The organism is Streptomyces sp. NPDC047453 (assembly GCF_040643155.1).
Taxonomy (GTDB): Bacteria; Actinomycetota; Actinomycetes; order Streptomycetales; family Streptomycetaceae; genus Streptomyces.
Map to the genome: position 1 here is coordinate 153,274 of NZ_JBEYTS010000010.1, position 18,723 is coordinate 171,996.

An 18,723-nucleotide genomic window follows, 5' to 3' on the forward strand; every position below is an offset into this window, starting at 1 on the left:
GTCGCATATTAAGGTGGTGCTCACTATGGCAGCGAGTCCGTCGACGACGGAGGCGAGCGGCCTTCTCTCCCTCCCCCTGGCGGCGCTGGACCCCGAGATCGCCGTCGCCGTCTCCGAGGAGCTCAGGCGCCAGCAGTCGACACTCGAGATGATCGCGTCGGAGAACTTCGCGCCGGCGGCCGTGATGCAGGCCCAGGGCTCGGTCCTGACGAACAAGTACGCCGAGGGCTACCCCGGCCGCCGCTACTACGGCGGCTGCGAGCACGTCGACGTCGTCGAGCAGCTCGCGATCGACCGGGTCAAGTCCCTCTTCGGCGCGGAGGCGGCCAACGTCCAGCCGCACTCGGGCGCCCAGGCCAACGCCGCCGCGATGTCCGCCCTGCTCGACCCCGGGGACACGATCCTCGGGCTCGACCTGGCGCACGGCGGCCACCTCACCCACGGCATGCGCATCAACTTCTCCGGCAAGCTCTACGACGTCGTGCCGTACCACGTCCGCGAGTCCGACCTGCGTGTCGACATGGACGAGGTGGCCGAACTGGCCCGCGCGCACCGGCCGAAGCTGATCGTGGCCGGCTGGTCGGCCTATCCCCGCCGGCTGGACTTCGCCGCCTTCCGGCGCATCGCCGACGAGACCGGCGCGTACCTCATGGTCGACATGGCGCACTTCGCGGGACTGGTCGCGGCCGGACTGCACCCCAGCCCCGTGCCGTACGCGGACGTCGTGACGACCACCACCCACAAGACCCTCGGGGGTCCTCGCGGCGGTGTGATCCTCAGCCGGGCCGGACTCGCCAAGAAGATCAACTCGGCGGTCTTCCCCGGCCAGCAGGGCGGCCCCCTGGAGCACGTCGTCGCCGCCAAGGCGGTCGCCTTCAAGGTCGCCGCGAGCGAGGAGTTCAAGGACCGCCAGCGGCGCACCCTGGAGGGCGCCCGGATCCTCGCCGGCCGGCTGCTCGCCGACGACGTCGCCGAGGCCGGGATCTCCGTCCTCACCGGCGGCACGGAAGTCCACCTCGTCCTGGTCGACCTGCGCGACTCGGCGCTCGACGGACAGCAGGCCGAGGACCGCCTCCACCGCGTCGGCATCACCGTCAACCGCAACGCCGTGCCCTTCGACCCCCGCCCGCCGATGGTCTCCTCCGGCCTGCGCATCGGCACCCCCGCGCTGGCCACCCGGGGCTTCGGCGCGGAGGAGTTCCGCGAGGTCGCCGACATCATCGCCCGCGCCCTGAAGGAGGAGGACCTCACCGACGAGGGCGCCGGACTGCTGCGTGGCCGGGTCACCGCGCTCGCCGGGAAGTTCCCGCTCTACGCCGACCGGACCGCCCCCGACGGCCGGACCGCGAACGCCGACCCCACCGGATCGGCCGGCCCCACCGGACCCGCCCACCCGACCGGACCCGCCGAGCAGAACGGAACCGCCGGATGACCGCCACCCCGCTGCCGGAGCATCCCGACTGGCTCTGGCGCACCCCCGAGCCGCGCTCCTCCTACGACGTCGTCATCGTCGGCGCCGGAGGCCACGGCCTGGCCACCGCCTACTACCTCGCCAAGAACCACGGCATCACCAACGTCGCCGTCCTGGAGAAGGGCTGGCTGGCCGGCGGCAACATGGCCCGCAACACCACCATCATCCGGTCCAACTACCTGTGGGACGAGAGCGCCGCCATCTACGAGCACGCGCTCAAGCTGTGGGAGCGGCTGCCCGAGGAACTGGACTACGACTTCCTGTTCAGCCAGCGCGGTGTGCTCAACCTCGCGCACACCCTCCAGGACGTCCGCGAGGGCGTGCGCCGCGTCAACGCCAACCGCCTCAACGGAGTCGACGCCGAATGGCTGGAGACGGACGAGGTCGCCAAGGTCTGCCCGATCCTCAACGTCTCGCCCACCACCCGCTACCCGGTCCTCGGCGGCACCTACCAGCCGCGCGCCGGCATCGCCAAGCACGACCACGTCGCCTGGGCGCTCGCCCGCCGCGCCGACGAGATGGGCGTCGACCTCGTCCAGGGCTGCGAGGTCACCGGCTTCGTCAAGGACGGCGACCGGGTCGTCGGCGTGGAGACCAGCCGGGGCCGCATCCTGGCCGGCCGGGTCGGTCTCGCGGGCGCCGGGCACAGCAGCGTCCTCGCCGAACGGGCCGGGTTCCGGCTGCCGGTGCAGTCGCACCCGCTCCAGGCACTGGTCTCCGAACTGCACGAGCCGGTGCACCCCACCGTCGTGATGTCGAACCACGTGCACGTCTACGTCTCCCAGGCCCACAAGGGCGAGCTGGTGATGGGCGCGGGCGTCGACGCGTACAACGGCTACGGCCAGCGCGGCTCGTTCCATGTGATCGAGCATCAGATGGCCGCCGCCGTCGAACTGTTCCCCGTCTTCGCCCGCGCGCACGTGCTGCGCACCTGGGGCGGCATCGTCGACGTCACTCCGGACGCCTCCCCGATCATCGGCACCACTCCGGTGGAGAACCTCTACGTCAACTGCGGCTGGGGCACCGGCGGTTTCAAGGCGACCCCGGCCGCAGGCTGGACCTTCGCCCACACCATCGCCACCGGTGAGCCGCACCCCCTGAACAAGCCATTCGCCCTGGACCGCTTCACCACGGGCGCCCTGATCGACGAGCACGGCGCCGCGGCCGTGGCCCACTGAGAGGAGGACACCGTGCTGCTGCTGAACTGCCCCTGGTGCGGTCCACGGGACGAGACCGAGTACCGCTACGGCGGCCAGGCCCACATCCCCTTCCCCGAGGCCCCGGGGGATCTCACCGACGAGCAGTGGGCCGAGTACGTCTTCTTCCGGGACAACCCCAAGGGCCCCTTCGCCGAGCGGTGGGTGCACTCCACGGGCTGCCGCCGCTGGTTCAACGTCGTACGCGACACCGTCAGTTACGAAGTGCTCGCCGTCCACCGGCTCGACGAGCCCCGCCCCGATCCCTCCGGTCTCCCCGGGCTTCGGGGGCTTGCCGGGCGGAGCGACCTTCGCCCGTCCGCCGATCCGGCCGGAGGGAACCGATGACCGACCAGGAATTCCGTCTGCCGCACGGCGGCCGCGTCGACCGCGGCACCGTACTGCGGTTCACCGTCGACGGACGGCAGTGGACCGGCCACCCCGGCGACACCGTCGCCTCCGCCCTGCTGGCCAGTGGCGTCGTCGAGGTCGGAGCGTCTCTCTACCGGGGCCGCCCGCGCGGCATCGTCTCCGCCGGAGTCGAGGAGCCCAACGCCCTGCTCCAGCTCGACGGCCCGTGCTCGGAGAGCATGCTGCCCGCGACGGCCGTCGAGCTGTACGACGGGCTGTCCGCCACCACCCTGTCCGGGATGGGCCGGCTCGATCCCAACCCCGATCCCGCCGTCTACGACAAGAAGTACGCGCACACCGACGTCCTGGTCGTCGGAGCGGGCCCGGCCGGACTCGCGGCGGCCGTCGCCGCCGCCGGCTCCGGCGCCCGCGTGATCCTCCTCGACGACCAGCCCGAGCCCGGCGGTTCGCTGCTGTCCGAGCGCACCGGGACGGTCGGCGAGCAGGCCGCCCTCGACTGGGTCGCCGACATGCGCGCGGCCCTCGACGCCGCGCCCGAGGCCGTCGTACTGGCCCGCACCACCGCCTTCGGCTCCTACGACGACAACTACGTCCTCGCCCTGCAACGGCGCACCGACCACCTCGGCGCCGGCGCCCCCGACGCCTCCGCGGGCGTCTCGCGCCAGCGGCTGTGGCACATCCGGGCCCGCCAGGTGATCCTGGCGACCGGTGCCCACGAACGGCCGCTGGTGTTCGCCGGCAACGACCGCCCCGGCGTGATGCTCGCCTCCGCCGTGCGCACCTACGTCAACCGCTACGCGGTGGCCCCCGGCTCGCGCACGGTCGTGAGCACCACCAACGACAGCGCCTACGACACGGTGGCCGACCTGCACGCGGCCGGCGTCCCGATCGCCGCCGTCGCCGACGCGCGGCCCCAACTGTCGCGGCGGGCGGCCGAGGTCGCCGTGGCGACCGGCGTCAAGGTGCTGACCGGCAGCGCGGTGACCGGCACCGCGGGCGACGGCCGGATCACCGGCGTCACCGTCCAGGCACTCGACGACGCCGGCGAACTCACCGGCGAGCCCGTCTCGTTCGACTGCGACCTGCTGGCCGTCTCGGGCGGCTGGAGCCCGGTGGTGCACCTGCACAGCCAGCGCCAGGGGAAGCTGCGCTGGGACGGTGACCTGGCCGCCTTCGTCCCCGACGGCACGGTGCGCGACCAGCACATCGCGGGTGCGGCCCGCGGAACGTACGACCTGGACGGCGCGCTCGCCGAAGGGGCCCGCGCCGGTGCGCAGGCCGCCACCGACGCCGGGTTCCCGGTGCCCGTCCCCGCCCCGCCGGCCGGCGACGCCCGCGACCGCGCCCCGGTGCGCGCACTGTGGCTGGTGCCCGCACCCGGCAACGGCCCCGACGGCTCGGTCGGCGATCCCGGCACCTGGGACACCCACTTCGTCGACCACCAGCGCGATGTCACCGTCGCCGATGTCTGGCGGTCCACCGGCGCCGGGATGCGCAGCGTCGAGCACGTCAAGCGCTACACCTCGCTCGGCACCGCCAACGACCAGGGCAAGACCTCCGGCGTCAACGCGATCGGCGTGATCGCCGCCGCCCTCGGCGACGGCGCCTCCCCGGGCGAGATCGGCACCACCGCCTACCGGGCGCCGTACACCCCGGTGGCCTTCGCCGCCCTCGCCGGACGCGAGCGCGGCGACCTGTTCGACCCGGAGCGCACGACGGCGATCCACGGCTGGCACGTCGCACACGGCGCGGAGTTCGAGGACGTGGGGCAGTGGAAGCGGCCGTGGTACTACCCCCGGGAGGGGGAGGACATGGACGCGGCGGTGGCGCGCGAGTGCCGCGCGGCCCGCGAGGGCGTCGCCTTCATGGACGCCTCCACCCTCGGCAAGGTCGAGATCCGGGGCGCGGACGCCGGGGAGTTCCTCAACCGCGTCTACACCAACGCCTTCAAGAAGCTCAAGCCCGGCTCCGCCCGCTACGGCGTGATGTGCAAGCCCGACGGCATGATCTTCGACGACGGTGTGACCCTGCGCCTCGACGAGGGCCGCTACTTCATGACCACCACGACCGGCGGCGCCGCCGCCGTACTGGACTGGCTGGAGGAGTGGCTCCAGACCGAGTGGCCCGAACTCGACGTGCACTGCACCTCGGTGACCGAGCAGTGGAGCACGATCGCCGTCGTCGGCCCCCGGTCCCGCGAGGTCGTCGCCCGGCTCGCCCCCGATCTGGACCTGTCCAACGAGGCGTTCCCGTTCATGACGTTCCGCGAGACCACCCTGGCCTCCGGCGTCCCCGCCCGCATCTGCCGGATCTCCTTCTCCGGCGAACTCGCCTACGAGATCAACGTCTCCGCGTGGTACGGCCTCGCCGTCTGGGAGCAGGTGCACGCGGCCGGACAGCAGTACGGCATCACCCCGTACGGCACCGAGACCATGCACGTGCTGCGCGCCGAGAAGGGCTACGTCATCGTCGGCCAGGACACCGACGGGACGGTCACCCCCCACGACGCGGGCATGTCCTGGGCGGTCTCCAAGCAGAAGGACTTCATCGGCAAGCGCTCCTACAGCCGCCCCGACACCGCCCGCACCGATCGCAAGCACCTGGTCGGCCTGCTGCCCGCCGACGGCAGCACCCGGCTGCCGGAGGGCTCCCAGATCGTCGCGCCGGACGTCGCCGTCACCCCGCAGGACGGGCCGGTGCCGATGCTCGGGCACGTCACCTCCAGCTACCACAGCCAGGCCCTCGGCAGGCCGTTCGCCCTCGCGCTCGTCGCCGGCGGACGCAACCGCATCGGCGAGACCCTGCTCGCCCCGGTCGGCGACGACCTGGTGCCCGTCCTGGTCGCCGACCCCGTGCTCTACGACCCCGAAGGGACCAAGCGAGATGGCTGAGCCGACCGACGCGGGACCCGCGGTGCTGCGCCGCAGCCCCTTGACGCACCTTCAGGCGCGGATGCGCGCCGCCACGGTGACGGGTGAGCGCGGTGTGTCGCTGGAGGAGTGGCCCTTCGTCACCATGGTGAGCCTGCGCGTCGACCCCGCCTCCGAGGCGGCCGGCCGCATCGGCTCGGCGCTCGGCGCGCCGCTGCCCGGCCACTGCGGCGCGACCGCGCGGTCCGGCCCCCACTCCACGCTGTGGCTCGGCCCCGACGAATGGCTCGTGCTGTCGCAGAGCGAAGGGCCGGCGCTGCTCGGCGAACTGCTCGACGCGCTCGCCGGCGCCCCGGGCTCGGTCGTCGACGTGTCGGCGAACCGGACCACGCTGGAGCTGAGCGGCCCCTCGGCCCGGGCGGTCCTGGAGAAGGGCTGCGCCCTGGACCTGCACCCGCGCTCCTTCGGGCCGGGCCGGGCGCTGTCCACGCAGGTCGGACCGGTTCCGGTGGTGCTCTGGCAGACCGGCGAGACGGCCTACCGGCTCCTCCCGCGGTCCTCGTTCGCCGACTACCTGGCCCGCTGGCTCATCGACGCGATGAGCGAGTTCCAGGGCGCCGAGGTGCCGTGATGGCCCTCAGCGTCTTCGACCTGTACTCGGTCGGCATCGGCCCCTCCTCCTCGCACACGGTGGGCCCGATGCGGGCGGCCCGGCGCTTCGTCCGGCTGCTGGAGCGGGAGGGGCTGCTGGACGACGCCGCCGGCGTCCGGGCGGAGCTGTACGGCTCGCTCGGCGCCACCGGCCGCGGCCACGGTTCCGACCAGGCCGTGGTCCTCGGCCTGGAGGGCGAGGACCCGGCCACCGTCGACACCGACCGGTCCGGCGACCGGGTCGCGGCGGTGCGCGCCGGCGGCACGCTGCTGCTCGGCGGCAAGCACCGGATCCGCTTCGACGGCGACCGGGACCTGGTGCTGCACCGGCGCAGGTCCCTGCCCGCCCACCCCAACGGCATGGTGTTCCGGGCCCTGGCGGCGGACGGCCGAGAACTGGCCGCGCGCACCTACTACTCCGTGGGCGGCGGCTTCGTCGTCGACGAGGAGGCCACCGGCGCCGACCGGGTCGTCGCCGACACCACGCCGGTGCGCTTCCCGTTCTCCTCCGGTGCCGAACTGCTCGACGTCTGCGCCCGGGAGAACCTGTCGATCAGCGAGGTGATGCTCGCCAACGAGCGGGCCTGGCGGTCCGAGGAGGAGGTGCGTGCCGGACTGCTCGACCTGTGGGCGGTGATGCGGGCGTGCGTGGACCGCGGCTGCCGTCGCGAGGGCGTCCTGCCCGGCGGCCTGCGCGTGCCGCGCCGCGCGCCGGGGCTCTTCCGTGAGCTGAGCGCCGCCGCCGGGGACGGCACGGACCCGCTGCGGGGCATGGACTGGGTGAACCTGTTCGCGCTCGCCGTCAACGAGGAGAACGCCTCGGGCGGCCGCATCGTGACCGCGCCCACCAACGGGGCGGCCGGGATCGTGCCCGCCGTGCTGCACTACTACGCGCGCTTCGTGCCCGGCGCCGACGAGGACGGCGTCGTCCGCTTCCTGCTGACCGCCGCCGCCATCGGCATCCTGTTCAAGGAGAACGCCTCCATCTCCGGCGCCGAGGTCGGCTGCCAGGGCGAGGTCGGATCGGCCTGCGCCATGGCGGCGGGGGCGCTGTGCGAAGTGCTCGGCGGCAGCCCCGCCCAGGTGGAGAACGCGGCCGAGGTCGGGATCGAGCACAATCTGGGCCTCACCTGCGACCCGGTGGGCGGTCTCGTGCAGATCCCCTGCATCGAGCGCAACGCCGTCGCGAGCGTCAAGGCGATCAACGCGGCCCGGCTCGCCCTCGCCGGCGACGGCATCCACAAGGTCAGCCTGGACAAGGCGATCAAGACCATGCGGGACACCGGCCGCGACATGAAGGCCAAGTACAAGGAGACCGCCCGCGGCGGCCTCGCCGTCAACGTCATCGAGTGCTGACACGCAGAACGGAGTTGCTGTCGCCATGGCTGACACCCCGGCCAACCCGGCCACCCGGGCCGCACCGGCTTCGCCGACCCCTCCGGTCGAGCACGTGCTCACCGTCGACTGCCCGGAGGCTCCCGGCATCGTGCACGCGGTCACCCGCTACCTGGTGGACCACGGCTGCGACATCGTCGACAACCAGCAGTTCGGCGACCGCCGCGGCGGCCACTTCTTCATGCGGGTGCGGTTCACCTCCGCCGCTGCCGGCGGCGGGGACGACACCGGCGTCCTGCGCCGGGACTTCGCCGCCGTGGCGGCCCCCTTCGCCATGCGCTGGCGGCTGGAACCGGCCGGCTCCAGGCGCCGCGTCCTGATCATGGTGTCCCGCTACGGCCACTGCCTGAACGACCTGCTCTTCCGGGCCAGTTCCGGCGACCTGCCGATCGACGTGGTCGCGGTGGTCTCCAACCACCGCGACCACGAGGCACTCGCCCGGTGGTACGGCATCCCTTACTTCCATCTTCCCGTGACCGCCGCCACCAAGGGAGTTGCTGAGGAGCGGCTGCTCGGCATCGTGGACGAACTCGGCGTGGAACTGGTCGTCCTCGCCCGCTACATGCAGGTTTTGTCCGACGGCCTCTGCGCGCGGCTCGCCGGCCGGCTGATCAACATCCACCATTCCTTCCTGCCGAGCTTCAAGGGCGCCAAGCCCTACCACCAGGCGCACGAGCACGGCGTCAAGGTGGTGGGCGCGACCGCCCACTACGTGACGGCAGACCTCGACGAGGGGCCGATCATCGCCCAGGAGGTCGTCGGCGTCGACCACACCCACACCCCCGAGGACCTCGTCGCCGTCGGCCGGGACGTGGAGTCGGCCGCACTGGTCAAGGCGGTGCGCTGGCACTGCGAGGGGCGGGTGGTGGTCCACGGCCGGCGCACCGTGGTGCTCCAGTGACCGCTCAACCGTCCTGACGATCCGGCGGGTTGACCGGCCGATCCTCGGTCAGCCTCCGGTGCTCGTGCACGCGGCTCGGAAGACCCTCGGGGTTGGGGCCGTACACGGCGAGCAGGCGCGCGTACTCCGGTGCCCAGTACCGGCCCGTGGCACCGGTGGGGACCTGAACGGCCTCACCGGCGCGCGCCTCGACGGTGACTCCGTCGCACTCGACGAACAAGTGGCCCTCCAGGACGTAGTTGAACTCGTCGTGCGGATGCTCGTCCGTCCACGACTCGCCCCGCAGTTCCCATTCCATGACCGCGGGAGAGGTCCGGGGGCCGTCGCCGGCCGGGACGAAGACACGACCCATGAGGCCCGAGGGGCGCGGCTCCAGCGGCGCGGAGGGGTACTTCCGTGGTGGCATCCGAGTCTCCTGCCTTCCTCTGCTTCTGCGTCCCGCGGTCGTGCGGAAGCCGCGGGGCGCGGCGGGACGACCATGGTGGGCCCGCGCGGGCCGGCCGGCACGGCCACTGTGACGCACCCCACTTCGCCGCTCGTCGACCGCCGTCCTGCCCGCGGGCCGCCAGGCTGTCCGTCCGGTGCCCGTGCCGCGTGCCACGATGGACGCGCACCGCACGGCGGGGAGGCCCGTGCGGTACGGAGAGACGGGGGTGACGTGGAGGGGGAGGTTCCGCCGCGGGCCGGACGCGGGGTCCGCGAGGTGCGCGAGCAGGGCGCGCGGCTGCACGACGCGGCGCGGAGCCTGCGCACGGACCATGCCGGCGCCGTGGCCGCCGTCCGCGCGGCCTTCGAGCCGTTGCGGGCCGAACTCGTCGCCCTGGAGCTGGAGTCCATCCCCGTGGCACGGCTCAGGGACGTCACCGAGGGACGGCTGCGCCTCGGCGCCGTGGAGGCGGCGGGCCTGCGCACGGTACGCGCGGTGCACGAGGCGAGCCGCTACGAACTGCGGCAGGTGCCCGGCGTGGGCGAGCAGACCGCCGACCGGGCGCTGGCCGCCGCCCGGCAGATCGCTCGGGCCGTGGCCGACACCGTCACCGTCCGCATCGACGTCGACCACCCCGAGCCCCGCACCACCGCCCTGGTGGTCGCCCTGCACCGGCTCGTCGAGGCCGGCCCCGAACTGCGCCGCGCCCTGGACACGGCCGAGCGGCTGGACACCAGGCTGGCCGAACTGCTGCCCGCGGCCCGGCCGGCCGGCGGACGGCTGCGGCTGGCGCTGGCCCGCCGCGCGCGCCGCGAGCGCGCCCTGGCCGCGGCCGCCGAACTCGGCGCACTGCTCACCGACGCGGCCGCCACCGGCGTACGCCTGCTGATCGCCCAGGCCTCCACCGACCTGCTGCGCCCGGCCGCCTCCGACATCGAGGCCTGGGTCGACTTCGAACTGCGCCCCGCGGAGTACTACAGCCTGCTCGCCGAGGTCTCCGAGCAGCGCCCGGACGCCGCCGCGAGCGAGGGCTTCGTCCCGTCGGAGGTGGCCGAACGGGTCCACGCCCAGCGGCTCGACGACACCCACCGCCGGGTGTCCCTGCGCGGCTACCAGGAGTTCGGCGCCCGTTTCGCACTCGCCCAGCGGCGGGTGGTCCTCGGCGACGAGATGGGCCTGGGCAAGACCGTGCAGGCCGTCGCGGCCCTGGCCCACCTCGCGGCCGAGGGGCACAGCCACTTCCTGGTGGTCTGCCCGGCCGGCGTCCTCATCAACTGGACCCGTGAGATCCGCGCCCGCAGCACCCTGCGCGTCCTCGCCGTGCACGGCCCGGACCGGCAGGACGCCCACGCCGAGTGGCACGAGCGCGGCGGGGTCGCCGTCACCACCTTCGACGTCCTGCACACCCTGCCCGCGCCCGACGGCACTCCGCCGGGCATGCTCGTCGTCGACGAGGCCCACTACGTCAAGAACCCGGACACCCGCAGATCCCGCTCGGTCGCCGTGTGGACCGGACGCTGCGAGCGCGTGCTGTTCCTGACCGGTACGCCGATGGAGAACCGGGTCGAGGAGTTCCGCGCCCTGCTGCGCCACCTCCGGCCCGAACTCGTGCCCGCGGTCAGCGGCACCGACGCGGCCGCCGGACCGCACGCCTTCCGCCGCTCGGTGGCCCCCGCCTACCTGCGCCGCAACCAGGAGGACGTGCTCAGCGAACTGCCCGCGCTGGTGCACACCGACGAGTGGGTGGAACTCGGTCCCGCCGACCGGGCGGCCTACCGCGAGGCGGTCGCCGAGGGGAACTTCATGGCGATGCGCCGGGCCGCCTACGCGGATCCGGAGACGTCCGCGAAGCTGCGGCGGCTGCGGGAACTCGTCGCGGAGGCCGCCGCGAACGGGCTGAAGGCAGTGGTGTTCTCCTACTTCCGGGACGTGCTCGACGCCGTCCGCGAGGCCGTGGGCGACAGCGCGTTCGGGCCGATCTCCGGAAGCGTCCCGGCGGCCCGCCGGCAGCGGCTGGTCGACGACTTCACCGCGGCGTCCGGCCACGCCGTGCTGCTCTCCCAGATCGAGGCGGGCGGCATCGGCCTCAACCTCCAGGCCGCCTCCGTGGTGATCCTGTGCGAACCCCAGGTCAAACCGACCCTGGAGCACCAGGCCGTGGCCCGGGTCCACCGCATGGGCCAGATCCGCGCCGTCCGGGTCCACCGGATGCTGGCCGCCGACAGCGTCGACGACCGGCTGCTGCGCATCCTGGTGCGCAAGGAACGGCTGTTCGACGCGTTCGCCCGGCGCAGCGACATGGCCGACGCCACCCCGGACGCCGTCGACGTCTCCGACGCCGGCCTCGCCCGCCGCATCGTCGAGGAGGAACAGCGGCGCCTGTCCGAGAACGCGAAGGCCGGAACGGGCTGACCGGCACGACGGTATCGATGTGCCGATGTAAGGCGCCCTACGCCTTGCCCACGCCGGCCCCGTGGAGCGGCCGGCCGCGATCCGCTCCCGAACGTCCGGGCCGTACAGGCCGTACGGGTCTCTCGCCACAGACACCACCGAGACGGGAGACACGGGCCGCCGACGCCCGGCCCCGCCGGTCCACCGCCCGCACAGGGGGAGCCACCGAGCCACCGGAGAGGCCCGCGCCGGGCGGGCGCGGGCAGGACCGGGCCGGACCTGGCAGGCCGGGCCGACCAGGCAGGCCGGGCTCAGCCGGGGTTACGGTCGGGCCAGGCCCGACTTCAGGCCCGCGCCGCACAGGGGGACCACCGCCGACTTTCCGCCGAGGGCGCCCTCGCGGATCGCCGCCCAGCAGACCGCGCCCGTCGACTCGACGTACAGGCCGCGGGAGGCCAGGTCGAGCTGGGCGTGGCGGATGCGGTCCTCCGTCACGGTCAGGAAGGTGCCGCCCGAGGCCCTTACCGCGCGCAGGATCTGGCGGGCCCGGGCCGGGTGGGGGACGGCGATGCCCTCGGCGTGGGTGGGGGCCACGGGGGTCGTGCCGGTGAGTTCCTCCGCGCCCTCCTCCCAGGCGCGGGCGAGCGGGGCGACCGCCGCCGCCTGCACCGCCCACAGCGCCGGACGCCGGTCCAGCAGGCCGGCCCCGAACAGCTCGGCGATCGCCAGCGCCGCGCCCAGCAGCAGCGTGCCGTTGCCCACTGGCAGGACCAGGACCTCCGGCAGGCGCCCGCCGAGGTCCTCCCACAGTTCGTGCACGTAGGTCTTGGTGCCGTGCAGGAAGTACGGGTTGAAGACGTGCGAGGCGTAGAAGGTGTCCGGCTCGTCCGCGGCGCGCTGCGCGGCCCTGCCCGCCGCCTCGCGGTTGCCGTCGACCACCTCCAGGCGGGCGCCGTGCGCCTCGATCTGCTCCAGCTTCTTCGCGGACGTGCCGAGCGGGACGTACACCGTGCACGGCAGGCGCGCGCGGGCGCAGTACGCGGCGATCGCCGTGCCCGCGTTGCCGCTGCTGTCGGCGACCACCCGACGCGGGTCGGCGCGCAGCGCCAGTTCGGCCAGCAGCACCGCGCCCCGGTCCTTGAACGACAGCGTCGGCATCAGGAAGTCCAGCTTCGCCGAGACCTCGTCCGTCAGCGGCACCAGGGGGGTGCGGCCCTCGCCGAGGGACAGCGTGGGCGCCGGCATCGGCAGCGTCTCCGCGTACCGCCACAGGGAGTTCACCCTCCCGGTGAGGGACTTCAGGGACGCCGGGGTGGGGGAGAAGTCGAGATCGAGCGGGCCGTGGCAGGTCGGGCAGCGCCAGGCGAGGGAGTCACCGGGCACGCGGACGCCGTCGGTGGGGCAGTAGCGGTCCGGCAGAGGTGTCATGCACGCAGGTTAAGGGGCGAGGTTCGCCGACGCCCCGTCATGACTCCCGCACGGCACGTCCGTCACACTCGGCCTCGCCTCCGCGCCCCCGGCGCTTCCGTTTTCGGTCATGCGGAGGTGTGACGGCGGCCGTAGCGGGGAGGAAGCGCCTGGGCATGCCTTCGCTCCCCGCAAGTCATCACTTCGAGTGATTCTCTGGCCCCTGCTTGCAAGTACAACCCGCGGTTGCCACGCTGTTGCTGTCTGTACAACTTGATGGGAGCGGCCAGTGACTTTCGGTGAGCAGCCGGCGTACCTGCGCGTCGCGGATGATCTCCGCAAGAAGATCGTCGACGGTCTGCTGCCCCCGCACACCCGGCTGCCCTCACAGGCCAGAATCCGCGAGGAGTACGGCGTCTCGGACACGGTCGCGCTCGAAGCCCGCAAGGTGCTGATGGCCGAGGGGCTGGTCGAGGGCCGCTCCGGCTCGGGAACGTATGTGCGCGAGCGGCCCGTGCCGCGCCGGGTCGCCCGTTCCGGCTTCCGTCTGGCCGGCGGCGCCACGCCGTTCCGGCAGGAGCAGGCCGACGCCGAGGCGCGCGGCACCTGGGAGTCGAGCAGCACGCAGGCCGAGGCGAGCGGCGTCATCGCCGAGCGGCTCGGCATCAAGCCCGGCGACCGCGTGATGCGCACCAAGTACGTGTTCCGGAACGCCGGCGAGGCGATGATGCTCTCCACCTCCTGGGAGCCGCTCGCGCTCACCGGCCGCACCCCCGTCATGCTCCCCGAGGAGGGCCCGCTCGGCGGCATGGGCGTGGTCGAGCGCATGCGCGCCATCGACGTCATCGTCGACAACGTCACCGAGGAGGTCGGCGCCCGCCCCGGCCTCGCCGAGGAACTGCACGCCCTCGGCGGTGTCCCCGGCCATGTCGTGGTCGTCGTCCAGCGCACCTTCTACGCCTCCGGCCGCCCCGTGGAGACGGCCGACGTCGTGATCCCCGCCGACCGCTACCGGGTGGCGTACCACCTGCCGGTGAGGTAGGAGGCGCGCGGGCCGCGCCGTGCAGTAAGGGCCGTGCGATAGGAGGCGCGGCGGGGCGGGCGCCCGGCCCGGAAGCGGTGATTCCCTGGGGGTGGTGTGCGCCCCCTCGGCGCCCGGCCCGCCCGCCCCTCTGCCGTGCCGCCCCGCCCGGGCGCCGTATTCCGGCCGTTCTCGCAGGTCGCCACCGCGGCTGCCGCATGCCTCCGAGCGGATGTACAGAGGTCCTCGCACGGCGCGTTCGTCTCCGTGCGCCCCGGGCGGCCGATTCCCATACTGGCCGGTTGCCTACCTCTTTGTGAAAAGCCGTATTCGCTGCGTGAAGGTTGGGCGTAGGGTCAGGCATATGCGGAGTGCGGTTTCCTCAACGGGCGGGACGCGGCGGGGGCCGGGAGCCGGACGCACAGGGGCGGGAAGGAGCAGTGGGGGCGCGATGAACGACAGCACGATCACCCTTCCCTGGCTCGTCGTCCGGCAGGACGACAACGGCAATCGGTACAGCGTGGGCAGGTACGCCACCCGCGCCGAGGCCCAGAAGATCGCGGAAAGCCTCGACGGTCCGGACACCCAGCTGTACTGGGTCGAGCGGATCGAGCAGAGCGCCGGCGGTGCGGGCGGCGAGGGCTGACCCCTTCGCCGGACGCCGGCCCGCTCCCGTAGGCTCCGGCGCATGAGCGAACGGATCGTGGTGGTCGGTGCCGCCCTGCTCGACGGCGGCCGCCTGCTCGACGGCGGCCGCCTGCTCGCCGCGCGCCGCAGCGCGCCCGCCGAGCTGGCCGGCCGCTGGGAACTGCCCGGCGGCAAGGTCGAGCCCGGTGAGCGGCCCGAGGCCGCCCTCGTACGCGAGTTGCGCGAGGAACTCGGCATCGAGACCGAGGCCGTCGAGCGCGTTCCGGGAAACTGGCCCCTGCGACCGCCGTACGAACTCCAAGTGTGGACCGCGCGGCTGCGCCCCGGCTCCGCCGAGCCCAAGCCCCTCCAGGACCACGACGACCTGCGCTGGCTCACCCCGGCCGAGATCTGGAGCGTCCCCTGGCTGGACCAGGACGTGCCCGCCGTGCGGCAGACCCTCACTCACCTCGGAGCCGGCCCGGCGGACGGCGCCCCAGGGGCGTGAGAGTCATCGTGTGCTCCGTCAAAATCCAGGGCGCACGGGAGACTAGGGCGCGCTCCGGGTACGCCGTTCGTGCCACACCACACCGTCGCGAGCGGTACTGCCCCCTGGATACCGGGTATGTCCCCCTTAGTCCTAAGAAACCGGACATGGGTGGGCGCGCCGGCCTGCGAAGTGATCGGCGTGCCTGGGAAGTGAACGGCGTGATCGACACCGATGGCGACACCGCCGAGTGGACCTTTCCCGCGGATCCCGGCGCGGTGCACACGGCCCGCGCCGCCGTCCGCGGCAAGCTGCGCAGCTGGGACCTCGACACGCTCGGCGACACCGCGGCCCTGCTGGTGAGCGAACTGGTCACCAACTCCCTGCGGTACGCGACCGGTCCCATCGGCGTTCGGCTGCTGCGCCCCGCGGACCTGCCCAACGTGCTCCTGGTCGAGGTCTCCGACCCGCTGCCCGACCCGCCCCGCGAGCGTCCGGCCCGCCCGGACGACGAGTCCGGCCGCGGTCTGCAACTGGTCGCCTCCACCTCCCGCCGCTGGGGCACCCGGCCGGACGACACCGGCAAGACGGTCTGGTTCGAACTGGCCGTCCCGGGGTGAGCGGGGCGGTGGACGGGCCGTACGCGGAGCCCGCCGCGGAGCCCCCGCCGCACACCGGTCGGCAGCGGCCTGCGACGGTTGTCCGCGAGCGGGATTCGACCCGGTCCTGCCTGGTTAGAAGACTGATGGTGTTGTGGCAGGCCCGGACCGGAAAGCATCGGGATGGTCCTGTGATCGTGAACACCGTGTCGTGCGGCGCCGTAGTGCTGGATACTGCGGGCAGCCGCCCCCGGTGACCGGTGCCGGACGCGGTGAGCTGGAGGGGACGGTTCGCGTGAGCGAGATACCAGCGAAGGCCACGGAGTCCGAGGACCCGTCGGACGGCGCGAGGGCGGGGTCCGCGGGCGGCGGTGCAGCCGACGGGGCGCCGTCCGGGGACGCGATGTGGCAGAGCAGCCCGCCAGGCTCGATGTACGACTACATCAAGGTGGCCTCCTTCTCCATCGGCCCCGACGGACACGTCGACCAGTGGAGCCTGCGCGCAGAGCGGCTCTTCGGCATCCCCGCCGAACGCGCCGTCGGGATGGACCCCATCGAGGCGTTCGTCGACCCCGACCTGCGCGAGCACGGCCAGCGCAAGATGGCGGAGATCCTCGACGGGCGGGAGTGGACCGGCGTCGTCCCCTTCCGGATCCCGGACGGCGAGGACGGCCGGCGCGGTGAGGAGGGACTCGCCGAGGTCTACGTGATGCCGACGACCACGGTGGAGGGCGACAGGGCCGCCGTGTGCACCGTCGTCGACGTCCGCACCCTGCGGCGGATCGAGACCGACCTCGCCGCCTCGCAGGCGATTTTCGGCCAATCCCCGTTCGGTTTCCTGCTGATCGACACCGACCTCAAGGTCCGGCGCGCCAACGAGCGGTTCGCCTCCGTCTTCGGCGGCTCGCCGGACGACCACCGCGGCAGGGGCGTGCACGACTACCTGCCCCGCGGCGAGGCCGAGCGGGTCACCGCCACCCTGCGCCGGGTGCTGGAGAACGGGCAGTCCATCACGGACATGCACGTCTCCGGCTTCGTGCCGGAAACCGACGAGCGCCGCCACTGGTCCGTCAACCTCTACCGCGTGCACAGCGGCAGCGGCCGCACCATCGGCATCGCCTGGCTCGGGACCGACATCACCGCCCGCCGCGACGCCGCCCGCGAGGCCGCCGCCGCGCGGCGCAACCTCGCCCTCCTCAACGAGGCCGGCGCCCGCATCGGCAACTCCCTGGACCTGGAGACCACCGCGCGCGAACTCCTCGACGTCGTGGTCCCCGGCTTCTGCGACCTGGCGACCGTCGACCTCTACCAGGGCCTGCTGGCCGGCGACGAGACCCCGCCCGGCCTCGCCGACGGCAGCGCCGAACTGCGCCGCGTCGCCTTCGCCAGCGCGGTCTCCGGCGCGCCGTTCGGCGGCACCGGCGCACCCGTCGAACTCGGCGCCGTGCACCACTACCCGTTCAACTCGCCCCGCGCGGACGCCCTGCGCACCGCCCGCCCGACGACCGTGCCCGGTGAGGACGGCGGCCTCGTGCAGACCACGCTGGCCGTGCCGATGGTCGCCCAAGACACGGTGGTGGGACTCGCGCAGTTCGCCCGTACCAAGGGCAGCGAGCCGTTCGGCCAGCGCGACCGCGAGCTCGCCGTCGAACTCGCCGCGCGCGCCGCCGTCTGCATCGACAACGCCCGCCTGTACCGGCGCGAGCACGAACGCGCCCTGATACTGCAGCGGTCCCTGCTCCCGCCCGGCGACCCGGAGGCCTCCGGCCTCGACATCGCCTGCCGCTACCTGCCCGGCAGCGCCGCCACCGGCCGGCCCAGCGAGGTCGGCGGCGACTGGTTCGACGTCATCGAACTCCCCGGCCACCGCACCGCGCTGGTCGTCGGCGACGTCATGGGCCGCGGTCTACGCGCCGCCGTCGCCATGGGCGAACTGCGCACGGCCGTACGCACGCTGGCCCTGCTCGACCTGGAACCGGCCGAGGTGCTCTCCCAGTTGGACGAGATCGCCCGCGGCCTCGGCGCGCCCGGCGGTGTCCAGCAGGCCACCCGGGCCGCCCGCCGCCCCCGCGAGGCCGACCTCTCCGAGGTGTACCTGGCGACCTGCATCTACGCCGTCTACGACGCGGTCACCCGACGGTGCACCTTCGCCAACGCCGGCCATCTGCCGCCGGTGCTCGTCGAACCCGGCGAGTCCGCGCTGATGCTGGACGTGCCGCCCGGCATGCCCCTCGGCGTCGGCGGCGAACCCTTCGAGGAGGTGGAGGTCGAACTCCCCGAGGGCGCCCTGCTGGCCCTCTACACGGACGGCCTGGTCGAATCCCGCGACCACCCCCTGGACGAGGGTCTCCAGGCCTTCGTCGGTGCCCTCACGGACCCCTCCCGCCCCCTGGAGGATGTCTGCGACCACATCCTCAACACGCTCGGGTCCCACCACGGCGAGGACGACATCGCGCTGCTGATGGCCCGCGTCCAGGGCCTGCCCGCCGAGTCCGTCGGCGACTGGGCCCTGCCGCGCGAACCTCGCAGCGTCGGCCGCGCCCGCGAGTACGCCCGCGCCCAGTTGACCGCCTGGGACCTCGAACCGCTGATCGACACCACCGAACTCCTCGTCAGCGAGCTCGTGACCAACGCCCTGCGCTACGGCGAGGGCGAGATCAGACTCCGCCTCCTGCTCGACCGCACCCTGGTCTGCGAGGTGTGGGACTCCGGCCTCGTCCAGCCGCGCCGCCGCCGCGCCCGCGACACCGACGAGGGCGGCCGCGGCCTCCAGCTCGTGGGCCTGCTCAGCGCAGCCTGGGGATCCCGCCGCACCCCCCGCGGCAAGACGGTCTGGTTCGAACTCCCCCTGCCCGACGGGGAGAGCGCCCTGACCGACCCGGCGGAGGCGCTGCTGAGCCTGTTCTGA

15 protein-coding genes are annotated in these 18,723 nt (G+C 73.5%); 13 read left to right on the plus strand and 2 right to left on the minus strand.

Annotated elements, in window-relative coordinates; translation table 11 throughout:
* The first annotated feature begins 25 nt into the window (after window positions 1–25).
* From glyA to purU, 7 genes are read left to right on the plus strand one after another with little or no spacing between them, the layout of a single operon-like run.
* On the plus strand, window positions 26–1,432 hold the full coding sequence (gene glyA / locus ABZ818_RS12575; protein ID WP_361413187.1) for a serine hydroxymethyltransferase: 1,407 nt from the start codon (window positions 26–28) through the stop codon (window positions 1,430–1,432).
* Window positions 1,429–2,649 carry a sarcosine oxidase subunit beta family protein gene (locus tag ABZ818_RS12580; protein WP_361413188.1) on the plus strand — a complete coding sequence of 407 codons (1,221 nt, stop codon included), beginning with the start codon at window positions 1,429–1,431 and terminating at the stop codon, window positions 2,647–2,649. The genes glyA and ABZ818_RS12580 overlap by 4 nt, the downstream gene beginning before the upstream one ends.
* A 12-nt stretch (window positions 2,650–2,661) precedes the next feature.
* Window positions 2,662–3,015 (plus strand): sarcosine oxidase subunit delta, encoded by a 354-nt coding sequence (locus ABZ818_RS12585; protein ID WP_361413189.1) that lies wholly within the window; start codon window positions 2,662–2,664, stop codon window positions 3,013–3,015.
* On the plus strand, window positions 3,012–5,930 hold the full coding sequence (locus ABZ818_RS12590; protein ID WP_361413190.1) for a sarcosine oxidase subunit alpha family protein: 2,919 nt from the start codon (window positions 3,012–3,014) through the stop codon (window positions 5,928–5,930). The genes ABZ818_RS12585 and ABZ818_RS12590 overlap by 4 nt, the downstream gene beginning before the upstream one ends.
* Window positions 5,923–6,540, plus strand: coding sequence for a sarcosine oxidase subunit gamma family protein (gene soxG / locus ABZ818_RS12595; protein WP_361413191.1), 618 nt, complete (start codon window positions 5,923–5,925; stop codon window positions 6,538–6,540). The genes ABZ818_RS12590 and soxG overlap by 8 nt, the downstream gene beginning before the upstream one ends.
* A complete protein-coding gene (locus ABZ818_RS12600; RefSeq protein ID WP_361413192.1) occupies window positions 6,540–7,916 on the plus strand; it encodes an L-serine ammonia-lyase in 1,377 nt (458 codons plus the stop codon). The genes soxG and ABZ818_RS12600 overlap by 1 nt, the downstream gene beginning before the upstream one ends.
* 25 nt (window positions 7,917–7,941) lie before the next feature.
* Window positions 7,942–8,856 carry a formyltetrahydrofolate deformylase gene (gene purU, locus ABZ818_RS12605; protein WP_361413193.1) on the plus strand — a complete coding sequence of 305 codons (915 nt, stop codon included), beginning with the start codon at window positions 7,942–7,944 and terminating at the stop codon, window positions 8,854–8,856.
* Window positions 8,857–8,860: 4 nt separating this feature from the next.
* Here purU and ABZ818_RS12610 read toward each other — a convergent pair whose 3' ends face one another.
* Window positions 8,861–9,262, minus strand: a complete 402-nt coding sequence (locus tag ABZ818_RS12610; protein WP_361413194.1) for a cupin domain-containing protein — start codon at window positions 9,260–9,262, stop codon at window positions 8,861–8,863.
* A gap of 252 nt (window positions 9,263–9,514) precedes the next feature.
* On the opposite strand from ABZ818_RS12610, the gene ABZ818_RS12615 reads away from it, so the two are divergent.
* Entirely contained in the window at window positions 9,515–11,695 is a 2,181-nt protein-coding gene (locus ABZ818_RS12615; RefSeq protein WP_361413195.1) for an SNF2-related protein, read from the plus strand.
* Between the two features lie 300 nt (window positions 11,696–11,995).
* Here ABZ818_RS12615 and ABZ818_RS12620 read toward each other — a convergent pair whose 3' ends face one another.
* On the minus strand, window positions 11,996–13,102 hold the full coding sequence (locus ABZ818_RS12620; protein WP_361413196.1) for a pyridoxal-phosphate dependent enzyme: 1,107 nt from the start codon (window positions 13,100–13,102) through the stop codon (window positions 11,996–11,998).
* Between the two features lie 268 nt (window positions 13,103–13,370).
* Between ABZ818_RS12620 and ABZ818_RS12625 the strand changes: the two genes are divergently transcribed.
* From ABZ818_RS12625 to ABZ818_RS12645, 5 genes are all read left to right on the plus strand, one after another.
* Window positions 13,371–14,123, plus strand: a complete 753-nt coding sequence (locus tag ABZ818_RS12625) for a GntR family transcriptional regulator (protein ID WP_361413197.1) — start codon at window positions 13,371–13,373, stop codon at window positions 14,121–14,123.
* 430 nt (window positions 14,124–14,553) lie between these two features.
* Window positions 14,554–14,748: an SPOR domain-containing protein gene (locus ABZ818_RS12630; protein ID WP_361413198.1), complete on the plus strand. Its 195-nt coding sequence runs from the start codon at window positions 14,554–14,556 to the stop codon at window positions 14,746–14,748.
* Window positions 14,749–14,790: 42 nt separating this feature from the next.
* Window positions 14,791–15,237 carry a (deoxy)nucleoside triphosphate pyrophosphohydrolase gene (locus tag ABZ818_RS12635; protein ID WP_361413199.1) on the plus strand — a complete coding sequence of 149 codons (447 nt, stop codon included), beginning with the start codon at window positions 14,791–14,793 and terminating at the stop codon, window positions 15,235–15,237.
* A gap of 146 nt (window positions 15,238–15,383) precedes the next feature.
* Window positions 15,384–15,836: an ATP-binding protein gene (locus ABZ818_RS12640; RefSeq protein WP_361413200.1), complete on the plus strand. Its 453-nt coding sequence runs from the start codon at window positions 15,384–15,386 to the stop codon at window positions 15,834–15,836.
* Between the two features lie 274 nt (window positions 15,837–16,110).
* Window positions 16,111–18,723, plus strand: a complete 2,613-nt coding sequence (locus tag ABZ818_RS12645; RefSeq protein ID WP_361413201.1) for a SpoIIE family protein phosphatase — start codon at window positions 16,111–16,113, stop codon at window positions 18,721–18,723.